The following is a 24,485-nucleotide window of genomic DNA, read 5'->3' on the forward strand; positions in this document are numbered from 1 at the left end:
GCATTTGGAGCTTTGAATGAACGTAAAAAGCGTTGTCTTGAAAGTCAGTCTTGTCTCGCTGCTGGCGTTTGGTGCCAGCCTGCACGCGGCTGAGCAACCTCTGCGGCTGGGCATCGAAGCGGCTTACCCGCCGTTCGCTTCGAAAACCCCGGACAACACCATTGTGGGTTTTGACTACGACATCGGGCAGGCGCTGTGCGCCGAGATGAAAGTCCAATGCCAGTGGCAAGAGCAGGAGTTCGACGGGCTGATTCCAGCGCTCAAGGTGAAAAAAGTCGATGCGATCATTTCTTCAATGTCCATGACGCCCGAGCGGATGAAATCAGTCGATTTTAGTAACCGTTACTACCGTATCCCGGCACGCTTGGTGTTCAAGAAAGGCGCCGGCGTCACCGATATTCCCGCCCAGCTCAAAGGCAAGCGAATCGGCGTGCAACGGGCGACCAACTTCGATCGTTACGTGACCGAGAATTTTGCTCCGGCTGGCGCTGAAGTGATTCGCTACGGCTCGCAAAATGAAGTGTTCCTTGACCTGCTGGGTGGTCGCCTGGACGCAACCATGGCCAGTTCGGTGGTCATCGATGAAAGCCTGTTGAAGCGCCCGGAAGGGCTAGACTTTGAATTTGTTGGCCCGGCTTTTACCGAAGAAAAATTCTTCGGTACCGGTATCGGTATTGCGGTGCGCAAGGGCGATCCGCTGGCAGGTCGTTTCAATCAGGCCTTGGCGACAATTCGTGCCAATGGCACCTACGAAAAAATTCGCCAGAAGTATTTCGACTTCGATATCTACGGCGAGTAATGCGCGTTCGTTCTTTCGGCACGCATGCTTGAGCATGCGGCCGTTCTCTTCGTTTATTGGAGTAGAGATGCAAACCAAGGCGTTGCTGAGCGAGCAAAACGTTTCGCAAATGCTGTCGGCGGCAAAAGCCCTCGCCCAAAGCCGCAACTGGCCCGTGGCGATTTGCGTCGTCGATGACGGAGGCCATCCGCTGGGGCTGTTACGTCTGGATCATACGGCGCCGATTTCGGGTTACATCGCCATGGAGAAAGCGCGTACAGCGGCGCTTGGTCGTCGCGATAGCAAGGCTTATGAAGACATGATCAATGGCGGGCGTCAGGCCTTTCTAAGTGCCCCCAACCTGCACGGCATGCTCGAAGGAGGTGTGGCCATTTGGTACGAAGGCCACTGCATCGGCGCAATCGGCGTGTCTGGCGTCAAGGCTGAGCAGGATGCCGAACTGGCCCGGTTGGCGGTTGACGCCATGTATAGTGCTGCAGTCACCAGCACAGGACTTCACCTATGAGGTGCTGATCCGCAACCTTGACCTGGCTCAAGCGCATCGCCAGCCGTTGGTGGCTGAATATGAATACAGTATTCAGTCAGCCTTTGAGGGAAGCAATTGATAGGCGACCCAGGCACTCAGGCGACACCATCGGTATCGGTTCAGTTTCCGTTAGGGCTGACTGCGCGATTGGGTAGGGAACAACGTCGGTGCCCAGGACGCAAGCCTGTTGGTAGTCAATGCAGGTGGGGCCGCGGTGCTTGCGCCCGAGCTGAGCGATGCGCTCTACGTGTGGAAATCTCGCTGCGGGACCGGTAGGCAAGCTGCTGTCAGCACTCAACGCATAAACATATGCATTATGAGTCTTTAGCGAATTTCGGGTGCAGTCCTATAGTCGCGCCTTTTGTAGACCGTGCCTGTACCAATGTCCAAATTACTTTCCCACCATCTCTCACTCGCCGACTTCGAAATCAGCGCTCGCAAGCTTCTGCCCAAACCGCTCTACGCCTACGTACAGGGCGGTGTCGAGGACAACCTGACGCTCTATGCCAATCGCCAAGCGTTCGACGACTATTTCCTGAAACCCAATGTTTTGGTGGATGTTTCCACCCGAGATATTTCCGTCGACCTGTTTGGCCATCGCTACAGCGCACCGGTAGGCATTGCGCCTATGGGGATTGCCGCGCTGACCGGTTATCGGGGCGATCTGTCCCTGGCGCAGGCTGCAGCGGCGGCTAATGTGCCGTTCGTGATGAGTGGCTCCTCGCTGATACGCCTGGAAGAGGTGGTCGATGCCGCACCCAATATCTGGTTTCAGGCCTACCTGCCCGGCGATGCAGTAAAAATCGCGCCGCTGATCGAGCGCGTGCGCAAGGCCGGTGTCAAAACCTTGGTCATCACGGTCGACACGCCGGTGAAGGCGAATAGGGAAAATAATGTACGGGCAGGGTTCTCCACGCCTCTTCGACCAAGCGTTGCTGGCTTACCAAGGGGTGACGCATCCGCGCTGGTTGTTTGGAACCTTCCTGCGCACGCTTGTGAAGCATGGAATGCCTTACTTCGAGAACAACTACGCGACCCGGGGGGCACCGGCCTTGTCTGCAAGCGTTGTGCGCGACTTCACCGACCGCGGCCATCTGAACTGGGAGCACGAGCGCCAGATCCGTCAGCAGTGGCCCGGCGCGATGGTGATTAAGGGAGTCTTGCAGGCGGCCGATGCCGCGCGCTGCAAGCAGATCGGCATCGATGGCATCGTGGTTTCGAACCATGGTGGTCGGCAGATCGATGGCAGCGTGCCACCGCTCTATGTGTTGCCTGAAATAGTCGAGGCCAGCGGCGCCATGCTGGTGATGGCCGACAGCGGTATTCGTCGAGGTACCGATGTGATCAAGGCAATCGCGTTCGGCGCCAAGGCGACGTTCATCGGGCGGCCATTCAACTACGCCAGCGCCGTCGCCGGACAGGCCGGGGTGGCCCACGCAATCGATCTGATCGTGGCTGAGGTACGCCGCGATGTGGGGATGCTGGGCCTTACTGGCCTTGCCGGTATCAACCAAGATCTGCTCGTCCGGCGCCAGGTTTTGGCCCATTGGCGTGAGCGAGATATCAATTAGCTTGCGTAAAACTTTAGTATGCACCCGGGCATCAGGCCTTGCGAAACTAAGCCGGTTGCCGCTTATGTGGCAGCAGCTCCGCGATATAACTCGCCCGTTGCGTCGGCAGGCACATAGGCATAAGGGTCATGTCCATTCAGCAGCGCAGACTGGATCAGGCTCGTGATCGCTGCTGCCCCTCTGCCGCTGCGCAGTGAACCAGCAAAGAGCCATTTCTCACGCCCCGATGCCTACGGTCGTATTTGGTTTGTGCCCCAATTATTTGTTGGTGCCAACGCCGGATTGACCTAGTTGCCGAGATTTCACTGACCCAGCCTGATTGCTCGTGAACTATTGCCTGTTCTAGATTAGAGCCAATTTTAAGGTGGGTTACTCTTTCATCGGCACGTTGGTCAATTCGGAGTTGGCATTAACATGTGGGGAACAGTGTCGGTGGGATAGCGAGGTAGAACGCTGGGCGTTGTGCGCCGTGCAGGGCAAGTCGCAACGCATCGAAGGTGGCGGCGTCTTTATAGTTACCACTGACGTATTGCAGCGTTGACAATAAGCGGTCCAACGCACGCGGGTCGACTTTCCCGCCAACGTGATTGATGCTTTCGCGGGCTCGCGTGCGCAGTTGTTCGACACTCCACTTTGACGAGGCCACGCCGATAACCGGCACCTTCAGTGCACCGATTCGGCACATCGCATAGAGCGCAGGAAAGATCATTTTATGCGCCAGGTCGCCGGTGGCGCCGAATACGACTAATGCGTCGGCGGGTTGCGCGTGAGGATTGCTGATGTCGGAATTCATTTCATGTCTCCGCCGACGGAGTCCTGAACGGACTTCTCGACTTGGTTACCGAGTTCATGGCGCATGGCTGATTGGACGCGCTTAGCGAAATCGGCATCGCGCGCGAGCCGATGCGGACATATGACGCCTTACTCAACAACGGTGCAGACACGGCTCCGTCGATGGCCGCCCGCACAGTCCAGCGTCCTTCAGCGGAATCCGATATACGGCCTTTATAGCCACGCAGCTTGGGGGCGGTCGCTCGAGTCGCGGCGGTCAGATCCAGTAGCCATGATACGATCACGCTGCCGTGCCGCCAGACATCCGCGATCTCTGGGAGGTCAATCTCGTATTGATAGTGAGCGGGGCAATGCACCGGCATCGTCTCAGCAACGACGGCGTAGTCGTGCTGGACGAGATTCGTGTGGTACGCGACGAGGTATTCGATGTCTTCGGACGCTTGGTCATGGACCACGCACTCTTGACCGTCGCGAGGTAGGCGGGTCGCCGTGCTGGCGCCCATGAGACCAAGGCCTATCATCCCGATCTTCATCTTTATGTTCCTCTGCGTCGCAATTGCGCGATCACCACACAATCGCGGCGATCATTTGCCATGGTGACGGCGGGGGCACGTCCAGCCATCCAGCGACCATGCTGAACACAGGACGTCTGCGGCATTCGGCATATGAATCAATCCGGTAGAGTTTTTCGAGCCGGTAATAGTTCAAGTCGAATGGAGACCAATCCGTAGGGTAGAACGTACTCATATTCAAATGGTCGTTTCGACAACCTGGTCGAACGCCCACTTGACCTTCGTCGGTGGATGTTCACGCTCCTGTATCGCCCCTGGTTTCGTAGAAGTTGAATAACTGCTCCTGGCCTTACACCGCCGGTCGTTTTAGCTGAGTAGCGGGGACATATACGATGCGAACGGTTGGTTCGGTCGAATGCAAGTGGGTGGTCAAATCAGAGTAATTACCCAAGTATCAGCGGAACTGGGAAAGTGGCTCGAGCCAGCAGTGAGTTCAGCTAGTCTCCACGAACCTGTTACTCAAGGACGATCCCCATGCCAAATAACTCTGAAGCCAACATTGCCACAGCGGACGCTCTCACAATGCTCTTGCACAACCAGTACGCCATAAGCTCGGCCATTGAAGAGGTGACTGGGTAATTGCACGGACTTGCCCACCCATTTGCATTCGACCTGACCAGTCATTTACATCGGATTTGACCAGCACGATTCGTGGGCATGACCGGCAGAGATCGACCGATTCTGTTGAAAAAGTCGGCCATGGTTTTCGCAGCTGAAAAGTACGCGTCCGAGATTGAAATCTTGACTTTTGGCAGAGGTTTCCAGACGCAAATTTCACGTAGCAGCGTGTAAAAAAGGCGTTTTCACCGGTCAATGATCAGGCAGTTTGGGATCACCGACTTTTTCAACAGAATCGACCCAGGTTGTGTGAAAACGGGCTGGATGTAGTTAACTGAACGCTATGCAAACAGATTCCATCTCTACCAACGCATTTTCACAAGCACCTACGAGATCTCGCACGCAGTAAAGTCTCCATCCCTTACCCGATCCCCACTTGGCAGCGACCGTTTCAAGCGAAAACTCCTCCTGCGTTGCCCGAGCCCAATCATCGTGCCCGATCTCAGCGATCAGTTGCGCCTGGTAGACCTGTAAAAATGGAAGCAAGCTTTTCGCTTGTTCTACATCTATGAGGACAAAGTCTGCTGTATCGAGTTGCTGTTTAACATTTTCGACCAGTTCGTGAGCCTGCAATGGGAGTGCATCTAACACTGCCTCCAAGGCTGATCCCGATTTGTCGGCACTTTGGAACGTACCGCAAATGATGTTCCCTCCTGCCATATCCTTTTCCCTGTCGTGACTTCGAAGCCTAGATTAGGCACCTCGCGATCAAGTGTCTATCGTCAACTCTTCGCTGATTTATGCCCGTCGTGAGCGACCAATTGGTCCCAGGCTTGGTGAAAAACTCCCCAGATTGTCTAACCTTCTGATCGTCGAGATCGTATCGAGGACGATCATGAAGCGATTCATTGAAGGCGAGGCCCGGACGCAAGTGACTCTGCTGCCGGAGTGCCTGGACGATTACGTAGTCGAAGAAAATCCAGTCCGCGTGGTCGATGTTTTTGTCGATGAACTCGACCTGGGCGCACTTGGTTTTGAGGGCGTTGATCCTGCCGCTACGGGTCGTCCTGCCTACCACCCAGCGGTGTTGTTGAAGATCTATATCTACGGCTACCTCAATCGGATTCAGTCCAGCCGCCGACTTGAACGCGAGGCCCAGCGTAACGTCGAGTTGATGTGGCTAACGGGGCGTTTGGCTCCAGACTTCAAAACTATTGCCGACTTTCGCAAAGATAATGGCAAAGCCATTCGCAGCGTATGCCGTCAGTTCGTAGTTCTTTGCCGCAACCTCAATCTCTTCTCTCAGTCGATCATCGCCATCGACGGCAGCAAATTCAAAGCCGTCAACAATCGTGACCGTAACTTCACCCAGGGCAAAGTGAAGGCACGCATGCAGCAGATCGAACAGAGCATTGACCGTTATCTGGCGGCGATGGATTCGGCGGATCGGGCAACGCCCGAAGTGGCCGAGGCCAAGGCCGAGCGGCTGAAAGAAAAAATCGAAACGCTGAAAAAGCAGATGCAGAAACTCAAGGATATCGAGGCGCAGCTCCACGACAGTCCAGACCAGAAAATCTCCCTCACAGACCCAGATGCACGCTCAATGGCCACGAGCGGACGAGGCACTGGAACGGTTGGCTATAACGTCCAAACAGCTGTCGACGACAAGCACCATTTGATCATTGCCCATGAGGTGACCAACGTTGGTAATGATCGTGGGCAACTGAGCAATATGGCGAACCTGGCGCGTGAAGAAATCGAGGCTGAAACGCTAACGGTGGTGGCCGACCGAGGCTACTACAAAGGTCTGGAAATCCTTGCCTGCGAGCAGGCGGGCATCACCACCTTTGTACCAAAACCCCTGACATCAGGCAGCAAAGCCGAAGGCCGATTTGGTAAGCAGGACTTCATCTACGTTGCTGCATCGGACGCGTATCGATGCCCTGCGGGACAGTTGCTGACCCGGCGGCATTCGTCGATGGAAGACGGCATGTTGTTGCACTGTTACTACTTCTCGGGCTGCCAGTCCTGCGCAATGCAAAAGCAATGTACGACGGGTAAGGAACGCCGAGTGAGGCGCTGGGAACATGAGGCGGTAATCGACGCGATGCAGGTTCGACTAGAACATGATCCAGCGATGATGAGGGTTCGCCGAAAGACAGTTGAGCATCCTCTCGGAACACTCAAATATTGGATGGGAGCCACCCACTTCCTGACCAAAACCCTGCCGAGGGTGAGCACTGAGATGAGTCTTCATGTGCTCGCCTACAACCTCAAACGAATGATGAGCATCTTCGGTATCGCAGGACTGCTAGAGGCGATCAGGGCTTGAATCCAGTCGCTTGGCTAGCCCGTTAGTAGCCGTTTGGGCCGCTGACGCGGCCCAAACGGAATTACAAACGCCTATGTAGATGGCTAGGGCAATTCGCGCTTCCGCCCGCTTACTCCACAGGCAATCCTCGCGACTTTCAGCTTTCGACGTATTCAGTGCATTTTCACACAGCCTGGACCCAAAGCGGACCCTCAGGAAAAGTTGCAACAGGCGAACTCGATCCGATGATTACAAAGGAGGCTGTCACAGGTAAGCCGCGGATCATCTCGTGCGAGTTGACCCGCGTGCTTTTTCCTAGTCTTTGGTGCCGACCTTGTTCTGAACGGCTCCCTTGCCCGCGACATTCAACTGCGTTGGTTCGAGCTTGACGGTAAGCTTGTGCAGTGAACCGGTGAATGCAAACGGTACCTGGTAATCCTTGTCATCGACCGGGGTGCCGGTGTCGGAACCGACATCGAAACTTTCATCCACACCGAAGACGAATGGAACGCTGTGGGGGATCGTCTGACTGGCCAGTTGCTTGCCATCCACCGACAGCACGCCGGTGCCGCCTTTACCGAATCCCGGCCCGGCATATTTGAAATCAAAGCTGATGCTGTGCTTTCCGGGGGGGAGCGCCTCGGTCCCTTCCCAGCGGAATCGCGCAACGCCTTCAAGGTTGTAGTTGAAGATCGGCTTGCCTTTCAGGAGGTACAGCGCGTAACCCCCAAAGCGGCCGCCGTCGGTCACCAGGACACCGTCGCCGCCGTTTTCCGGAACAGTGATGTCAGCCGTAATGAGGTAGGACTTGTTCAACACGTTGGGCTCGTTGCCTGGAAGAATGCCCGTCACCGGCGAAAGGTATTCGAACTCGGTGCGTCCGGCCACGATGCTCGGCCTCTGTGCAATGACGCGCGTAAAGCCGGAAGCGTCGAGCGGCAGCACCTGATATTTGTTCGCTTCCACCCAGAACAGATCCTGTAGCTCCTTGAGTTTTGCAGGCTTGGCGGCGGCGATATCGTCATTCTGCGTCCAGTCCTTGGTGATGTCGTACAGCTCCCATTTGACGCCATTGACAATGTCCTTGGGTGGCTGAGAAGTAATGTCCCAAGGTGCGCGGTAGGGCGTCGTCGATGCCATCCAGCCTTCGTGATAAAGCGCGCGCATTCCAAACATCTCGAAATACTGCGTGGTGCGTGTAGACGGCTTTTCGGCATTCTGCTTGTCGAAGAGGTAAGTCATGCTCGTGCCTTCGATGGGCTTTTGCGCAATGCCGTCTACCTGGAGCGGTGCATCAATGCCGGTGGCTTCAAGAATCGTCGGCTCGATGTCAATGACGTGGTGGAACTGGTTACGGATGCCGCCGGCATCCTTGATCCTGTTAGGCCAGGAGATGGCCATGCCCTGGCGGGTGCCGCCAAAATGCGATGCGATTTGCTTGGTCCACTTGAAGGGGGTGTCCATGGCCCAGGTCCAACCCACGGCCATGTGCGGATAGGTCTGGTCCGAACCCCAGGCATCCAGATACTTCATCTGTTCGGCGACCGGCACGTCGATTCCGTTGAAAGTGGTCATTTCGTTTGGTGTGCCGTTAGGGGTGCCTTCTGCGCTACCGCCGTTGTCACCACTGATGTAGATAATCAGCGTGTTATCGAGCTTGCCAATGTCATCAATCGCCTGGATCACCCGACCGATTTCATGATCGGTGTACGCGAGATAGGCCGCATAGACTTCCATCTGGTGGGCATACAGTTTTTTCTCGTCCGCCGAAAGTTCGTCCCATTTTTTCAGTGAATCCGGCCACGGTGTGAGCTTGGCGGTCGGCGGGATAACGCCAAGCCGCTTCTGATTGGCGAAGATCTGTTCGCGCGCAGCATTCCACCCCATGTCGAACTTGCCCTTGAATTTGTCGACCCATTCGGGCGTCGGGTGATGCGGCGCGTGGGTACCGCCGGGCGCGTAGTAAAGAAAGAACGGTTTCTTCGGATCGAGCGCATTCAATTCGTTGACATAACCAACGGCGTCATCCGCCATCGCAGTGATCAGGTTCCACCCCGGTTTGCCGACGTAAGGATGGATTGGCGTGGTGTTACGCATCAGATTGCCCGGTTGCCACTGGCTGGTTTCGCCGCCCATGAACCCGAAAAAATAATCAAAGCCCATACCAATAGGCCACTGATCAAACGGACCGGCCTGACTGATCTGGAATGACGGCGTGTTGTGGTTTTTGCCAAACCACGACGTTGCATAGCCGTTGTCCTTAAGGACTTTGCCAATGGTCACTTTGTCCTTGGTGATGACGCTGTTGTAGCCGGGGTATCCCGTTGAAATTTCTGAGATGACACCGAAACCGACGGAGTGGTGGTTGCGTCCGGTGATCAAGGCTGCACGTGTGGGCGAGCACAGTGCCGTCGAATTGAATTGCGTGAAGCGCAATCCAGCTGCCGCAACGCGATCCATGCTCGGCGTCGGGATGAGACCGCCGAACGTACTGGGCGCGCCGAAGCCGACGTCGTCAGTGATGATCAACAAGACATTTGGCGCGTTTTTGGGAGGTACGACGGTCGGGGACCAGTAGGGCGTCGAGGTCTGGGCGTCGAGGTTGATGACGCCGCCAAACGCCGGGGGAGGGTTGGGCAGGTATCTACCATCGATGGTCGTGGTCGCACTGGGTGAACCGGGCGTGCCGTTGACTTCCTGTGGCGCTGCATTGGCACAAGAGAGCGTAAGCATGGCAAACGCCAGTCCTGCACCAAGCCTGTTATTTAGCCAAGTTGATTGAGTCCAGTATGCATTGGCCATGGCCAGCTCCTGTAACCCCCCGAAACCCCAAGTTCCGAGTGTAGAACCGTTTTCGTCGCTTGCCAGTCCAACTCATGGGCAACCCGCATGTCGTTGACTTTGGAGGTGTGGTGTCTATACCTGATCTTGATACCCAGCAGGTTCAGCAAGGGCCGCAGACTGAGATAAGGAGGAGCGAAAATGCTTGCCAGGAAACGGCGTTTCGGTATCGCTATCGTCTGCACCGGGATCGTGTTGGCTTGCGTGGCGTTTGCGGGTTACCAGCATATTCGCGGCCCCGTGCCGTTGACGCTGGGTGATGGAAAGAATGGCCCCCTGGATATGGTCTGGCTTCCTGGTGGCGAGTTTTTGATGGGGAGCGATCACAAGCAGGCTCGTCCGAACGAGGGGCCGGCGCACAAGGTTCGGCTGGATGGCTACTGGATCGACCGCTATGACGTCACCAATGCCGATTTCGCCCGGTTCATTGCTGAAACGCATTACGTCACCACCGCCGAACGCAAACCCAAATGGGAAGATCTGAAAGTCCAACTACCGCCAGGGACTCCTGAGCCGGATGACAGCAACCTGGTGCCTGGCGCATTGGTTTTTGTCGGCACAGACAGGCCAATCCCGCTCAATGATTTCAGCCAGTGGTGGGCATTTGTACCGGGGGCTGACTGGCGTCACCCGCTGGGGCCAGACAGTACAATCGAGGGCAAGGAAACCCATCCTGTTGTTCAGGTTTCACGTGAAGATGTGCAGGCGTACGCAGCGTGGGCGCACAAGCGCCTGCTCACCGAGGCTGAATGGGAATACGCCGCAAGAGGCGGGCTGGAACAAGCGAATTATGCGTGGGGGAATGACTTCTCGCCTGGAGGAGAAAAGATGGCGAATACCTGGGATGAGATACAGCCGTTTCCAGTGACCGGTGCCAGTAATAAATTCAAAATTGGTACCAAGCCGGTAGGCAGTTACCGACCCAACGCCTACGGGCTCTACGATATGTCCGGGAATGTCTGGCAATGGGTCGCCGATTGGTATCGTGCCGACGCGTTTAGAGTTGGGCTCAAGCGTCAACCGGCGGGCGAAGCAGCGGTAAATCCGGTGGGGCCTTCCGACAGCTATGACCCCGAACTTGGGGTGACGGCTAATGCGCCGCAGCGTGTCATCCGAGGTGGATCTTTTCTTTGTAGCGACAGCTACTGCACGAGTTTTCGAACCAGTGCCAGGCAGGGCGCAGATCCTATGAACTCCATGTCGCATCTCGGCTTTCGCTTGGCGATGAGTAATGACCAATGGGAAAAGAACCGTTGAATACAAAGTGCATGCGGGCCATGCGTGAAAACACGAATGACCGCTATTGGCCGATTGTGTTGAAAAAGTCGGGCCTTCCAGACTGTCCACGTATTGACTGCTGAAAATGCCTTTTTTGCGCGCAGCTACGCGAAATCTGAGTCCGGAATCCTCTGCTCAAAGTAAAGATTTTCAATCTCAAGCGCGTATTTTTCTGCCGTGGAAAGAGGCCCACGACTGCACGGTCAAAGGTCTCTGGTTCGAAGTTCATCCGGAAAACTACATGGTTGGTGGCGGCCCCCGTCTGGCATGGCTGGAGGCCATTGGCGAGCGGCACCCATTGTCGTTGCACGGGGTGTCACTTTCGCTGGCGGCCGATTGCCTGCCGGACCCGGAGCACTTGAAACGCCTGAAACAGCTCGCTGATCGCGTTCAACCGGCACTGATTTCCGAGCACCTGGCCTGGTCAGCCTGGCGCGACCAATACCACCCCGACCTGTTGCCTTTTCCCCGAACAAATGAAGCGTTACAGCGTATAGCAAGCAATATCCAGCGCACACAAGATGCCCTCGGACGTCGCATTGCCATCGAAAACCCGACCCATTATTTGCACCTGGACGGGCATGACTACAGCGAACTGGAATTTCTCACCGAATTGAGCACGGTGACTGGCTGCGGCTTGTTGCTGGACGTCAACAACGTGCACATCAGTGCGCACAACCTGGGTTTTAACGCCGCCGATTATCTGGATGCCTTTGCGGCCGACGCCATCATGGAGATTCATCTGGCGGGGTTCACCAAGGATCCTGGTGAATCCTCGTTACTGATCGACAGCCATGATGCCCCTGTCGCCGAAGATGTCTGGTCGCTGTACCAGCGGCTGATCGAGCGGATCGGCCAGCGTCCGACACTGATCGAACGCGACGACCACATTCCCGCTTTCGACGTTTTACTGGCCGAGCGCAACCGAGCGCAGACGTTATTGAACCTTGGGCAAAATCAGCGAATGAAGGTGACGATATGAAGCCCTCTCTCGCAAGCTTTCAGGATGCCTTCGTCGATGCGTTATACGGCACTGAATCATCCACGATGGATTCGCTGACCCAACAACCAGGCTTTGCGGTCTATCGCAATACCGTACTCAAAGGCACGACGGATGCGTTGCTAGCCAACTTCCCTACCGTAGAGCGCCTGGTGGGCACTGACTGGCTTAAAAGCGCCGCCGCCATACATGCCCGGCTTTCACCGCCAACAGATGCACGTTTACTGAATTACGGAGCGGGCTTCCCCGACTTTCTCGACAAATTCGAGCACGCGCAAGACATGCCGTATCTGGGCGACGTCGCCCGTCTGGACCTGCTCTGGACACAGGTTCATTGCGCTGCTGATGAGCCTGGTCTTGGGCTGAACGACTTGGCGCAGATTCCCGCTACGGAATTGGGCAACTTGCGGCTTAAACCACGGGACACCGCCCGTTGGGTCTGGTTGCCGGACTGTCCCGCCTACACGATCTGGTGCGTTAATCGTGAACAACGGGAAATGCCTGAAAAACTCGAATGGCAAGGTGAAGGTGCACTACTGACACGCAAGGCCGGCCGCGTGTATTGGCAAGCTGCGAGCGCCGCAGACTGTGCCTTTCTCGACGCCTGCGCGGCTCACCTGCCCCTCGATGTCGCTGCCGACTGGGCCATTGATGTCGAGTCTGACCTGAATCTGGAAAACCTCATTATTCGCCTGGTGAGTGCTGACGCGTTTGTAACGGCGGAACTCCTGACAACCAGTTACTGAAGCCATCAACGGAGCACAGCATGGATACCATCAACACCCGCTCACCTGCCGCCGACAATTCCTTGCGTGGCCTCTGGAACCGCGTTGCAACCCGATTGGGCAATCTGATCAGCGATTCGTTTCTGGTGTTGGTGGCACGCATCGCCATCGCCGCCATTTTCTTCATGTCAGGGCGCACCAAAGTCAGCGACGTTCTGACGATTACGCCGAGTACCTACGAACTGTTCCGTACGGAATACGCCTTGCCTGTGATCTCTCCAGAACTGGCGGCACACCTTTCGACCTACAGCGAGCACCTATTTCCACTGCTGCTGGTCCTCGGGCTGTTCACCCGTCTATCCGCCTTGGCGTTGCTGGGTATGACCTTTGTCATTGAGGTTTTCGTTTACCCCGATGCCTGGCCGACGCACCTGTCCTGGGCGGGATTGCTGCTAATCATCATCGCACGTGGTGCAGGAGCACTTTCGCTGGATCGCAGACTGGGCATCCGGTGATCCATTCACGTATGGGGAACTCTCTAGTAGAGGGCTTGCACGCGCATTGCGTAGGCAATACGCAACTAAATAAGCGGATACAGCCGATTTATCTTCAGCTAATTCATCTTTGACGCGATCCACGTCATGCAAATACAACACCTAGCTGTCGTTAGGTTGTCTCTACGTACTGGTGAAAAATATGCAAAACAACACCGTCCGATTTTCCTGTGTAGGCTGCGGTATTTGCTGCAAGGGCCGCCTGATACCGCTGCGTTGGCCCGCGTGGTCGCGGTGTTCGGTGCGGTTAAGCCGCACTGCGCCTATCTCTTTGCCAATCGCCGTGCCAACCGCATGAAAGTCCTGGTGCATGATGTCGTGGGTTGCGCTGGATCTAAACTCGGTGCTATTGCGAATATTGATTTTGATCGCCGGATCCTCATTAGCCTGTAAAGTCATCAGTTAGGTCGGTCTGTCAGTGGAACGGTGATTTTTATATTCGATTGGCACAATGTTACTAGTAGCACGTCACCTCTTGGGCGTTCGTATAAACTAGGCCTTCCGCTCGTTGGAGCCATTTGGAAATAGGAGTTATTGTGTCCACGACTGTCGGTGGCAACCGATCCCTCGAGTCTTTGACGATCGAGAGCCCCTCTCCTTTGTACGCCAGGGTCAAGCAGGCCATTGTGCAAAAAATCCGCTCGGGTGAATGGCTGCCAAACTCGAAATTGCCATCCGAAAGCGAGTTGCTGAACCTTTTGGGGGTCAGCCGGATGACGATCAACCGCGCCTTGCGAGAGCTGACGATCGAAGGATTGCTGGTGCGCATGCAGGGTGTTGGTACTTTTGTCGCAGAACCAAAAGGTCATGCCGCGCTGTTTGAGATTCACAATATCGCCGAAGAAATATCGGCTCGCGGGCATATACATCGCTGTGAAGTGATCACGCTTGAGGAGGTGCCCGCCAAATCCTCTCTGGCGCTGCCATTTGCTCTGGATGGCGTGTCGCGATTGTTTCACTCCCTGGTCGTGCACTTTGAGAATGAAGTGCCGGTTCAAATAGAAGAGCGTTTCGTCAACGCACAGGTTGCCCCTGACTATCTGAATCAGGACTTCACCAAAGTTACGCCTTACGCCTATCTCATTCAGTTGGCTCCGTTGACGGAAGGCGAGCATGTGGTCGAAGCGATCCATGCCAAATCGGTGGAGTGCCGATTGTTGCAGATCAAGCGTAATGAGCCGTGCTTGCTGATTCGTCGGCGCACCTGGTCCGCGAAAGGGCAGGTAGGCAGTGCGCGTCTGGTCTACCCCGGTTCACGCTATCGACTTGAAGGAAAGTTTGGTAACTGATCCTTCATTCCGGCTACACCTTCAGACCTCAACTGTCTCTGTGCGCTCCATTCACCGGCATGCGACTGCCCAGGCGATAGCGTGAGGACGGGTGGATCAGGCGTACATAGGTGACGATTTTGCTCTGACTCCAAGTCCGACGCATGAGGACCAGGCACGGTTCGTTGACATCGATTTGCATGTGCTTGCTTTCATCACTGCTGGGGTGGCTGGCTTCGACGATGTGCTCCATTTCATCAGGCTTTATGACTTGCAACAGGTACCTTGCCGGTTGCAGGTGCTCACCAAAGTCTTGTTGAAGAAATTCCGGTACAAACTCGGGATTGACGTAACGATCCTCGAGTTGCACCGGCACGCCTTCTTCGCAATGCACACAGATCAGATGAAAAACCGAAGAGCCGGTGGCCAGCGCCAGTGCGGCGGCCACCGGCATCGAGGCCGCTTCGCGTCCCAGGTGCAGGACACGGCATGTGTAGCTGTGACCACGGGCAATGATCTCGTCGGCGATGTTGGTGATTCGCAGCAGATTCGATTGCGGTTTGCTTTCAGCCACGAAGGTGCCGACGCCCGAGATCCGCACCAAATGGCCTTCTTCGGTAAGCTCGCGCAATGCCCGGTTGACAGTCATGCGCGACATGCCCAGTTCCTGCACCAAACGGTTTTCCGAAGGGATCAGGTCTCCGGGTTTCCAGACCCCTGCGCGAAGCTGGCCTTGCACAAAATCCTTCGCACGCCGATAGAGTGCCTGCGGTGCATTTTTCATCATCAGTCGGTCCGCGTCTCTTGTACGGCAAGCACTCTTGCCAAGGCTGTAAGAAAAAGGTCGTTATCCTCACAGCTTCCGATGGATACCCGCAAGTAATTAGCGTATCCGGGTTCGCGCCAGGGCTTGATGATCACCCCCTCACGTAACAGCGCCTGATTGATCACTTCGGCAGGATGAGGGGTGCTGAAGTACAGGAAGTTGGCCATGGACGGCGCAGTCGAGATGCCTTGTTCCTGCAGCGCGACCGCCAGCCGCCGGCGTTCGCTGGCGACATGGGAAAGGCAGGCTTGCAGATGTTCATCGTCGGCCAGCGCCGCTACCGCCGCGCCCTGGGCTACACGATTAACGTTGAAGGGCGTGCGCAGACGGTTGATCAGATCGGCCAGCAGCGGATCGCTGACAATACCGTAGCCGACGCGCAAACCCGCCAGGGAATAAGCCTTGGAGAAGGTCCGCAGCAGGACAAACGGTTTGCCGCAGGCCTGAATCAAGCCCAGGCAATCCGGATAGTCCGCCTCCCATCGGGCGTATTCATAATAGGCCTCATCGAACACCAGCAAACACTGCGTGGGCAATGCGTCGAGCAACCGCTGCAACTCGTCGGCGCTCAGGGTGCAGCCCACTGGGTTGGAAGGGCAGGAAAACATCAGCAAACGCGTGCGTGGCGTGAATGCGGCGATCATCGCCGCCACGTCGAAGGTGCCTTCGGCGGTCAATGGTACGCCTACCACCCGGGCACCGGCTGCCAATGGGTAGATAAAGTGCAAGCCGAAGGATGGCACCACGGTGACGACTTCATCGTCGTGGTCCAAAAACACCCTACTGATGATGCTCAGCAAATCTTCCGAGCCATTGCCGAACACCAAGCGATCTTCCGGTACGTCCAGTTTTTTCGACAGTGCGGCGCGTAACGCCTGGCAACCGGCATCGGGGTACAGCGCAATTTCACCGCCGGCCTGGGCCATTGCTGCGGTAACGGCGGGTGCCGGGCCCATCGGGTTTTCATTGCTGCCCAGTTTGGCGACGCGGGTCAGACCGAAACGCTTGCGCACCGCATCCGAGCCGAGGCCGGCGTTGTAGCTGGCCAGGTCGCGTACTTCGGCCCGGGCTAACAGATTCAGATCGTTGACATTCATACAGGGCTGACCTCTTTGGTGTCTTGCCAGAAGGCATTGCGATCCAGGTAGTTCTGCAAGAATTGCTGCAGGCGTGGCTGTTCGGCTTTGTGAAAGATTTCGTGAGGCGTGCCGTGAGTGACCACCTGACCCTGATCGAGAAACACCACCGAATCGGCAACCTGGGCGGCGAAGCCCATTTCATGGGTGACCACCACCATGGTCATGCCTTCCTTGGCCAGGGTCTTCATGACCTGAAGCACTTCGCCGACCAGTTCCGGGTCGAGGGCAGAAGTGGGTTCATCGAACAGCATGATGTGCGGCTCCATTGCCAGCGCCCGGGCGATCGCCACGCGTTGTTGCTGACCACCGGACAGTTGCGCCGGGTAGGCTGCAGCCTTGTGGGCCAGCCCGACTTTATCCAGCATCGCCATGGCTCGTTGCCGAGCGTCATCGGCAGACAGCTTGCGCACGCGCAACAAGGCTTCGCTCACATTGCCAAGGGCGGTCATGTGCGGCCACAGGTTGAATTGCTGGAAAACCATGCCGACATTGCGCCGCACCAGATTGATTTGCGACTGTGCCGCGCGCTTGCGGCCCTTGCCGTTTTCCGGCACCCAGCCAAGTAACCGGCCTTCGATATAAATCTCGCCCTCGTCGTATTCCTCAAGGAACGCCATGCTGCGCAGCAGGGTGCTTTTGCCTGAGCCGGAGGGGCCAATCAGGCATACCACTTCAGAATGCCGGACCTGCAAGTCGATACCCTTGAGTACGCGCAGGTTGCCGAAGCTCTTGCCGACGTTGACCAGCTTGAGCATCGGCTCGCTATTGTCGGAGAGTGCCTTGGAAGTCTTCATCGCTTCACCTGATTCTTTCAATACGGATGATGGTTGCGGGCCTATTGGCGTCGAAGGGACGGGGTTCGCGCGCAGGTCCGCGGCAGCAGAAAGTAGGCCTTTCATCGCGGTTGCTTCTGCATGAAGCGCCCGACGCGCACTTCCAGAAGCATGCCCAGCCGTGAGCAGGCTTCCACCAAGAGCAGGTAGCCGATGCACAGCACCAGCAGGGTCTCGACAAAGGCGAAGGTTTCCGAGCCAATGCCGGTGAGGACCATCGTCAGTTCGGGGATGGTGATGATCGACAGCACGGCGGTTTCCTTGCACAGGATGGTGATCAGATTGACCAGTGCGGGCAGGATGATCACCAGCATTTGTGGAATCTGGATGCGCGTGATGCATTGCAGGCGGCTGATGCCCAGGCAGTCGGCGGCTTCCAGTTGCCCGCGGGCGACGGACTCGAAACCGGTGCGGAAAATTTCCGCGAAATAAACGCTGCCATAAATACCCAAACCGAGGATGCCGGCCGGAATGGGGTCCAGGCTCAAACCGAAAGACGGGCCGCCGTAGTACACCAGGAACAACTGGACCAGAAACGGCGTACTTCGAATCATCTCGATGAACACTCGTAACGGCGCGCGCACCAGGCTGTTGCCGAACAGTTGGGCGACGGCAATCAACAAGCCCAGCAAAAGACCCAATGCGACACCGGCGGACCAGGTGCTGAGCGTAACCATGAAGCCCTGGCCGATATCGGCGAGGTGATGGGTGATGATCGTAGGGTCGAAGATCATGCCGTGCGCTCCTTCAGATGGCGTTCCAGCAGGCCGCCGAAGAACGCCAGCGGGATGTTGATCAGGCAATAGAAGCCAGCCAGCATCAGGTAGTCCTGAACGAACATGTAGTCACTGGCCGCAATGTTCTGGGCCGTGCGGGTCAGGTCGGCCAGACCGACCACCGACACCAGCGACGAAGCCTTGATCAGCAGGATCATTTCATTGACCAGTGCCGGCAGGGTCAGGCGCACGGCTTGAGGGACGCGAATGCGCACCAGCATTTGCCCTGAACTCAGGCCCAGCAGACCGGCCGCTTCCAGCTGACCTCCGGGTATGGCGAGAAAGCCACCGCGCATGATTTCAGCGATATAGGCACCCGCCGCCAGGGACAGCCCGATCACCGCCGCCACCATGGGCGAAACGTTGGGCAGGCCGATACGCGGCAGGAAGTAATAGATGAACAGCAGTTGCACCAGCAGCGGAATGCCACGGAACACGAATATATAAGCCCCCCCCAAACGTCTGAGCAGCGGCAGGGGTGAAAGACGCAGACTGCCCACAATAACGCCGATGACAAAGCCGATGGCCAGTGACGCGACGGAAATCTCGAGGGTCACCAGCAGGCTGTCCAGCAGAAGGGGCAGGTTTTGCAGCAGTAAAGGCCAATCGAACATCGTCGTGCCTCCAGTGGATAAATCACCGGCTCGGCTGAGCCGGCGATCCGTTCATAAACCCTGCAATCCTTGTTTACCAGGTGGGCTCGAAGTCGGCTTTTGGCACGTCCATTTCGGCACCCAGCCATTTCTTTTGCAGGGCGGCGAGACGACCGTCTTCGTGCATTTTCAGCATGGCGGCATCGAGAGCGGCGATCAGGCTGTTGGCATCGTCATCCTTGCGTCCCAGGTAGGCGAAGTAGGATTTCTTGCCAAAGGGAGGCATCACCACTTTGTACTTGTCCGGGTGTTGGGCGGCGACGTAGGAGATGTTCGGCAGTGAGTTGGCAACGGCGACGATGCGCTTGGTCCCCAGTTCTGCGTAGGCCTGGTTGTTATCGATGTATTCACGCACATCGACTTTTTTCGGCAGGGTGGCGGCGAAGGTTTTCAGCTCTTCGAGCTGCGCCGAACCTTTGCCGGCGCCCACGACTTTGCCGGCGATGTCTTCAGGTTTACTGACGGGGCTGTCCTTGGCGCTGACCAGCAACGCTACGGTTGCCTCGGCGATCGGCATGACAAAGTGGTAACGCTCCTTGCGTGCCTTGGTCACGATAATAGGCCCCGCGACGATGTCGAATTTCTTGGCTTCCAGCCCCGGCAACACACTGGGCCATGGCAGGTCCATGAACCTGACCTTGACCCCCAACTCTTTGCCCAACTGCTCGAACAGCTCGGAGTTCAGGCCTTTCTGTTTACCGTTCTCGGTGAAGTCGAAAGGCGCAAATTGCAGTTCGGTGCCCACCACCAGTTCACCGGATTTTTTCACATCGGCGAGTTGGTCGGCCTGGGCCGCCATGCAGGCGCCCGTCAGGGCCAACGCGATACACAGGCTGTTGAATTTTTTACTGAACAGAGAATCGAGTTGCATGGTGTAACTCCTTCGTCAGGTGCAGTGAGGCTTATGGTGTGTGTTGGTTCTGGTTATGCGTTGCAGGTGAATCATTACGGCTGTAGCAGTTAACGTGCCATAGCGGTATATACAGCTTGAATCGGCACTCAACCGAGGATTTTTCCCGGATTGAGGATGCCCTTGGGGTCGAAGCAGTCCTTGAGTTGCTGCATCGCCTGGCGAGCCTCGGGGCTGACTGAGTGATGGAGAAACTCGCGCTTGAGCAGGCCGATGCCGTGTTCGGCCGAGACCGAGCCGCCCAGTTCGCCGACCGCGCTGTAAACCAGATCTTCGACCTCCAGGATGGGGGCCGGTTGGGGCAAGGAGGCGCAGTCGACGGTCAGGTGCAGGTTGCTGTCACCGATGTGACCGAAATACACGCTGTGGTTGCCCGGCCAGCGTTGCTCCAGGCGTTGGCGACAGCGTTCGGCGAAGTCTCCGATCAGGCCGATCGGCAGGCTGACGTCGAAGTTCAACGGAGTCATGCGCAGGGGAAACTCGCCGGTTGCTTCACGGATTTTCCAGAGTGCCCGAGCCTGGGTCTGGGAGCTGGCCAGTACCGCGTCAACCACTTCACCGGCGGCAAAGGCCTGCTCCAGTGTTTCTTCAAGCAGGTTCCGGGGGCCGGCCGACTCGAGCAATACATACAGCGGATGATCCAGCGACATCGGTGCGGTCGGGTTTTCCAGCCAGGAAACCCCCAGGCGGAAGAAGTCTTGCCACATCAATTCATACGCTTGCGGCGTACCGACGCTGCGTTGCACCCGGCGCAGCAGGCTGACCGCGCTGGGGTAGTCGGGCAGGGCGCAGAGCAGGGTGGTGGTTTCGCCAGGTGTCGGGGCCAGTTTCAATACCGCGCGGGTGATCACCCCAAGGGTGCCTTCGCTGCCGATGAAGCACTGTTTCAGGTCATAGCCGCAGTTGTTCTTGATCATTTTGTTGAGCAGGTTGAGCACCCGGCCATCGGCCAGGACCACCTCAAGACCGAGTACCAGGTCTCGGGTCATGCCGTAGCGTATGACGGCGTTTCCACCAGCATTGGTGGCGATGTTGCCGCCGATCTGACATGAACCACGCGCGCCGAGATCGAGCGGAAACACAAAGCCAGCCTCGAGCACCGCTTGCTGAATCTCCTCCAGCGTAGTGCCGGCCCAGACGCTGATGGTCGCTGCCGCCGGGTCGATTTCTTCGATGCCGCGCAGGCGCTCAAGGGACAGGGCAATGTCTGTCTCGCGAGGCACAGCGCCACCGGCCAACCCGGTCATGCCGCCTTGGGGTACCACCGATTGCTCTGCGTCATTGCAGATGCGCAAGGCGCTTGCGACCTGCTCCGTGGTGCGCGGCAGCAACAGCGCGGCAGGGCAGGCCGGCGCGTGGCCGGTCCAGTCGCTGTAGTGCCGCTGACTGATATCGGCACCGGTCACCACCGCGGCATCACCCAGCGCCAGGCGCAATTGTTCGAGGGTCTGTTGCAAATCGTTCATCGGTTCAACTCACGGTGAAGGATGTGGAGGGCGTCGCGCAAAGCTGGCGACGGTGGAGCTGGTTCAGGTCTGGTGTTCCGAGCAGTGACAGGGCCAGTCGCAACTCTTGTGCAAGCAGGTCAAGCGCCTGTCCGGCACCTGCCTGCCCGCCGACTGCCACTCCATACAAGGTAGCGCGCCCGAGCAAAACCGCGTCAGCACCTAGCGCGCAGGCTTTGAGAATGTCGGTGCCACGGCGGATGCCACTGTCGAGCAGTAGCGCGAGCTTGCCTTTGGCCACGGCGGCAATCGCCGGGAGGCAGTCGATGCTCGCCGGGACGCCGTCCAGTTGTCGGCCGCCGTGGTTGCTGATCACCACGCCATCAAGACCCAGCGCAATGGCTTTCTCGGCATCCATCGGGTGCAGCACTCCTTTGAGCAACAACCGTTGTGGCCAGCGGTCGCGCAAGCGGGCGAGGGCATCCCAATCGAGACCGGTGTCCATTTGCGAGCCGATGAAATGGGCGGCACCTTCGATAGTGCGTTTCCCGGATGGCAGGTAGCGTTCGATGTTGCCCAGGTTTGGCAGGCCATGAGGCCATAGTGTCTGGGCCATCCACCGTGGATGATTCAATACGTCGAGCTTGTTGCGCAGGCTCAGTTGCCGGGGGCGGACAAAGTTTCGTTTGTCCCATTCCCGGTTGCCCAGCAGGACCGCGTCGCTGGTCAGTAACAAGGTCTTGCAGCCCACGGCGGCCGCGCGCAGGAGCAGGTCTTCCTGGACCTTTGGGTCACGCAGGCAATAGAGCTGGAACCAGAGATTTACCTCCGGCACCGCCGCGACCACTTGCTCCAGAGAGCTGGTGGAAACGGTACTCAGGGTAAAGGGCAGGCCGCGCTCCGTTGCAGCGCGGGCCAGGTGAATATCGGCATCGCGATAAAGCATGGCGTTATAGCCGGTGGGACCGATCGCCATGGGCAACGGCAGCTCCTGACCAAACAGCAAGTGCTGGGGTTGCGTTACGGAGCAGGGCACCAGGGTCTGCGGCAGCAGGGCGATATCCGCGAAGCCTTGACGGTTGCGGCGCAAGGTCAATTCTTCTTCGGCACCACCCTCCAGGTATTCCCAGGCGAAATGCGGCAAGCGTCGGCGGGCCATCACTGCCAACTCGGCAATGCTATGGGCTCGACGATAGTCCGGGCCTGAATAATAGCGGCGCATGGCATATCCCATCGGCTACGCAAGAGTAGGCGTTCGCCGCAACAAGGCGGCGAACGGGTTCGGCTCAGCTGTACGAATCAGGCATACAGGCGTTCTGCAGGCAACCAGCGAGTGAACGCCGCGTTCTCGACCCAGGCCCGCGCCGTGGCGATATCCGGGGCGAAATAGCGATCTTCCTCGTAGTGAGCCACTTCACGACGAATCATCGTCAGCACTTCTTTGAGCTTTTGCGAAGTCTGCAGTGGGGCATGCAAGTCCACGCCTTGAGCTGCGCCGAGAAGTTCGATCGCGACCACCGCACTACTGTTGCCGGCCATGTCCAGCAAACGACGTGCCGCAAAGGTCGCCATCGAGACATGATCTTCCTGGTTGGCTGAGGTCGGCAGGCTATCGACCGACGCTGGATGCGCCAGGGTCTTGTTCTCCGAAGCGAGGGCGGCGGCGGTGACCTGAGCGATCATGAAGCCGGAGTTCAGGCCGCCTTCGCGCACCAGAAAGGCCGGCAGGCCCGACAGTGCCGGATCAACCAGTTGTGCGATTCGCCGCTCGGACAGGGCGCCAATCTCGGAGATGGCCAAGGCCAGTACATCGGCGGCCATGGCGACCGGTTCGGCGTGGAAGTTGCCGCCGGAGAGCACGTCGCCGTCGGCACAGAACACCAGCGGGTTGTCCGAAACGGCGTTGGCTTCACGCAGAAACACCCCGGCGGCGAAGCGCATGTGATCCAGGCACGCACCCATGACCTGAGGCTGGCAACGCAGCGAATAAGGGTCCTGAACCCGGTCGCAGTCGCGATGGGACTCACGAATCTCGCTCGTGGCCAGCAGATCGCGGTAGAGCATCGCCACGTCGATTTGCCCCGGTTGTCCGCGAACCGCCTGGATGCGTGGATCAAAAGGCACGTCTGAGCCTTTCAAGGCTTCCACGCTCATGCTGCCGGCGACGACCGCTGCGCTGAACAGCTTTTCGCAGGCGAACAGGCCGCGCAGGGCCAGCGCCGTGGAAACCTGGGTGCCATTGATCAGCGCCAGGCCTTCCTTCGGACCCAGCACCATCGGTTCGAGACCGGCAATCGCCAGGCCTTCGACGGCATCCATTTCACGGCCTTCATGACGCACCCGGCCGACGCCGATCAACACGGCGGACATATGCGCCAGTGGTGCCAGATCGCCGGAGGCGCCGACCGAGCCTTGTGACGGTATGCACGGATAAACCCTGGCGACATACAGCTTGCTCAGCGCCTGAATGACCTCCCAGCGAATCCCGGAAAAGCCACGGGCAAGGGAGCCAATCTTGAGCGCCATGATTAAGCCGACACTGGCGTCATCCAATAGGGGGCCGGTGCCCGTGCAGTGCGACAGCAGCAGGTTGCGTTGCAGTTTGGCCAACGAATCAGTGGGGATCGAGGTCCTTGCCAGCAGGCCGAAACCGGTGTTGATGCCGTAGACCGTGCGCCGGTTTTCGATGATCTCGTCTACTGTACGGGTGCTGGCATCGACAACTTCGCGTGCGGCCGAGTCCAGTTCGAAAGGGCTCTGCAGCTGGTAGATGGCGCGCAATTGATCGAGGGTGAGTTGACCGGGTTTGAGCTGCAGCGATGCGTACATTGAGAGTGTCCTGAGGTCAGGGTGGTGGGAAATAGGGTAGCTATATGCTCCTGTATATACAGGTAAGGCAAGATGCAGGCCAAAGTTACAATTCCGCTCGCTGGCCAGCGTTCCAGACCCTGTTAACCCAAGACTGAAAGACAACTGCAGGCGGCCTCATCGGACAGGCCTGTAACCAAAAGTTGCACCAAATGGGAACTCTGCGCGCCCTGATGGGGCAATGGAAACAGGCGCGTAACAGATCGATTGGGATCTTTTTCTGTTTTCGGAAAGTGCTTT

22 protein-coding genes and 2 pseudogenes are annotated in these 24,485 nt (G+C 57.4%); 10 read left to right on the top strand and 14 right to left on the bottom strand.

Annotated elements, in window-relative coordinates:
- Positions 1 to 16: 16 nt before the first annotated feature.
- From ACX3YF_RS18670 to ACX3YF_RS18680, 3 genes and pseudogenes are all read left to right on the top strand, one after another.
- Positions 17 to 799, top strand: coding sequence for an ABC transporter substrate-binding protein (locus tag ACX3YF_RS18670; protein WP_458944730.1), 783 nt, complete (start codon positions 17 to 19; stop codon positions 797 to 799).
- Between the two features lie 67 nt (positions 800 to 866).
- Positions 867 to 1,304 carry a heme-binding protein gene (locus ACX3YF_RS18675; protein WP_322267961.1) on the top strand — a complete coding sequence of 146 codons (438 nt, stop codon included), beginning with the start codon at positions 867 to 869 and terminating at the stop codon, positions 1,302 to 1,304.
- A gap of 403 nt (positions 1,305 to 1,707) precedes the next feature.
- A pseudogene (locus ACX3YF_RS18680) lies at positions 1,708 to 2,896 on the top strand (alpha-hydroxy acid oxidase).
- Between the two features lie 46 nt (positions 2,897 to 2,942).
- Here ACX3YF_RS18680 and ACX3YF_RS18685 read toward each other — a convergent pair.
- The 4 genes and pseudogenes from ACX3YF_RS18685 to ACX3YF_RS18700 all read right to left on the bottom strand — a co-directional run.
- A pseudogene (locus ACX3YF_RS18685) lies at positions 2,943 to 3,159 on the bottom strand (transposase domain-containing protein); the annotation flags it as partial.
- Between the two features lie 146 nt (positions 3,160 to 3,305).
- Positions 3,306 to 3,689 carry a hypothetical protein gene (locus ACX3YF_RS18690; RefSeq protein ID WP_458944731.1) on the bottom strand — a complete coding sequence of 128 codons (384 nt, stop codon included), beginning with the start codon at positions 3,687 to 3,689 and terminating at the stop codon, positions 3,306 to 3,308.
- Between the two features lies 1 nt (position 3,690).
- Entirely contained in the window at positions 3,691 to 4,221 is a 531-nt protein-coding gene (locus ACX3YF_RS18695; protein ID WP_458944732.1) for an NAD(P)-binding domain-containing protein, read from the bottom strand.
- Between the two features lie 927 nt (positions 4,222 to 5,148).
- A complete protein-coding gene (locus tag ACX3YF_RS18700; RefSeq protein ID WP_458944733.1) occupies positions 5,149 to 5,538 on the bottom strand; it encodes a hypothetical protein in 390 nt (129 codons plus the stop codon).
- A gap of 175 nt (positions 5,539 to 5,713) precedes the next feature.
- Here ACX3YF_RS18700 and ACX3YF_RS18705 point away from each other — a divergent pair, with 175 nt between their 5' ends.
- The gene (locus tag ACX3YF_RS18705) at positions 5,714 to 7,150 is read left to right on the top strand and encodes an IS1182 family transposase (RefSeq protein ID WP_458974848.1); all 1,437 of its coding nucleotides are present in this window, start codon (positions 5,714 to 5,716) and stop codon (positions 7,148 to 7,150) included.
- A 294-nt stretch (positions 7,151 to 7,444) separates the two neighbouring features.
- Here ACX3YF_RS18705 and ACX3YF_RS18710 read toward each other — a convergent pair whose 3' ends face one another.
- Complete coding sequence (locus tag ACX3YF_RS18710; RefSeq protein ID WP_458974082.1) at positions 7,445 to 9,931, bottom strand: arylsulfatase; 2,487 nt, start codon at positions 9,929 to 9,931, stop codon at positions 7,445 to 7,447.
- Between the two features lie 180 nt (positions 9,932 to 10,111).
- On the opposite strand from ACX3YF_RS18710, the gene ACX3YF_RS18715 reads away from it, so the two are divergent.
- The 6 genes from ACX3YF_RS18715 (at position 10,112) to hutC (ACX3YF_RS18740) (ending at position 14,816) form a co-directional block, all read left to right on the top strand.
- The gene (locus ACX3YF_RS18715; protein WP_458944735.1) at positions 10,112 to 11,227 is read left to right on the top strand and encodes a formylglycine-generating enzyme family protein; all 1,116 of its coding nucleotides are present in this window, start codon (positions 10,112 to 10,114) and stop codon (positions 11,225 to 11,227) included.
- 106 nt (positions 11,228 to 11,333) lie between these two features.
- Positions 11,334 to 12,230, top strand: coding sequence for an MNIO family bufferin maturase (gene bufB, locus ACX3YF_RS18720; RefSeq protein ID WP_458944736.1), 897 nt, complete (start codon positions 11,334 to 11,336; stop codon positions 12,228 to 12,230).
- Positions 12,227 to 12,994 (top strand): HvfC/BufC N-terminal domain-containing protein, encoded by a 768-nt coding sequence (locus ACX3YF_RS18725; RefSeq protein ID WP_138965368.1) that lies wholly within the window; start codon positions 12,227 to 12,229, stop codon positions 12,992 to 12,994. The genes bufB and ACX3YF_RS18725 overlap by 4 nt, the downstream gene beginning before the upstream one ends.
- A 20-nt stretch (positions 12,995 to 13,014) precedes the next feature.
- Positions 13,015 to 13,488: a DoxX family protein gene (locus tag ACX3YF_RS18730; protein ID WP_177062075.1), complete on the top strand. Its 474-nt coding sequence runs from the start codon at positions 13,015 to 13,017 to the stop codon at positions 13,486 to 13,488.
- 126 nt (positions 13,489 to 13,614) lie between these two features.
- The gene (locus ACX3YF_RS18735; protein ID WP_458944737.1) at positions 13,615 to 13,920 is read left to right on the top strand and encodes a transposase family protein; all 306 of its coding nucleotides are present in this window, start codon (positions 13,615 to 13,617) and stop codon (positions 13,918 to 13,920) included.
- Between the two features lie 143 nt (positions 13,921 to 14,063).
- On the top strand, positions 14,064 to 14,816 hold the full coding sequence (gene hutC, locus ACX3YF_RS18740; RefSeq protein ID WP_458944738.1) for a histidine utilization repressor: 753 nt from the start codon (positions 14,064 to 14,066) through the stop codon (positions 14,814 to 14,816).
- Positions 14,817 to 14,844: 28 nt separating this feature from the next.
- Here hutC (ACX3YF_RS18740) and hutC (ACX3YF_RS18745) read toward each other — a convergent pair whose 3' ends face one another.
- The 9 genes from hutC (ACX3YF_RS18745) to hutH form a co-directional block, all read right to left on the bottom strand.
- A complete protein-coding gene (gene hutC, locus ACX3YF_RS18745; protein ID WP_458944739.1) occupies positions 14,845 to 15,582 on the bottom strand; it encodes a histidine utilization repressor in 738 nt (245 codons plus the stop codon).
- Entirely contained in the window at positions 15,582 to 16,718 is a 1,137-nt protein-coding gene (hisC, locus tag ACX3YF_RS18750; protein ID WP_458944740.1) for a histidinol-phosphate transaminase, read from the bottom strand. Before hisC ends, hutC (ACX3YF_RS18745) begins: the two co-directional genes overlap by 1 nt.
- The gene (locus tag ACX3YF_RS18755) at positions 16,715 to 17,554 is read right to left on the bottom strand and encodes an amino acid ABC transporter ATP-binding protein (RefSeq protein WP_458944741.1); all 840 of its coding nucleotides are present in this window, start codon (positions 17,552 to 17,554) and stop codon (positions 16,715 to 16,717) included. Before ACX3YF_RS18755 ends, hisC begins: the two co-directional genes overlap by 4 nt.
- A 101-nt stretch (positions 17,555 to 17,655) precedes the next feature.
- Positions 17,656 to 18,327: an amino acid ABC transporter permease gene (locus ACX3YF_RS18760; protein WP_458944742.1), complete on the bottom strand. Its 672-nt coding sequence runs from the start codon at positions 18,325 to 18,327 to the stop codon at positions 17,656 to 17,658.
- Positions 18,324 to 18,983 (bottom strand): amino acid ABC transporter permease, encoded by a 660-nt coding sequence (locus ACX3YF_RS18765; RefSeq protein ID WP_458974083.1) that lies wholly within the window; start codon positions 18,981 to 18,983, stop codon positions 18,324 to 18,326. The genes ACX3YF_RS18760 and ACX3YF_RS18765 overlap by 4 nt, the downstream gene beginning before the upstream one ends.
- A gap of 73 nt (positions 18,984 to 19,056) precedes the next feature.
- Positions 19,057 to 19,893 carry a transporter substrate-binding domain-containing protein gene (locus ACX3YF_RS18770; protein WP_458944743.1) on the bottom strand — a complete coding sequence of 279 codons (837 nt, stop codon included), beginning with the start codon at positions 19,891 to 19,893 and terminating at the stop codon, positions 19,057 to 19,059.
- A gap of 128 nt (positions 19,894 to 20,021) precedes the next feature.
- Positions 20,022 to 21,398, bottom strand: coding sequence for an FAD-binding oxidoreductase (locus tag ACX3YF_RS18775; protein WP_458974084.1), 1,377 nt, complete (start codon positions 21,396 to 21,398; stop codon positions 20,022 to 20,024).
- A gap of 4 nt (positions 21,399 to 21,402) precedes the next feature.
- The gene (locus ACX3YF_RS18780) at positions 21,403 to 22,599 is read right to left on the bottom strand and encodes an alpha-hydroxy acid oxidase (RefSeq protein WP_458974085.1); all 1,197 of its coding nucleotides are present in this window, start codon (positions 22,597 to 22,599) and stop codon (positions 21,403 to 21,405) included.
- A gap of 77 nt (positions 22,600 to 22,676) precedes the next feature.
- A complete protein-coding gene (hutH, locus tag ACX3YF_RS18785; protein WP_458974086.1) occupies positions 22,677 to 24,206 on the bottom strand; it encodes a histidine ammonia-lyase in 1,530 nt (509 codons plus the stop codon).
- Between the last annotated feature and the right edge of the window lie 279 nt (positions 24,207 to 24,485).

The organism is Pseudomonas fluorescens group sp. PF-69, from assembly GCF_054481235.1.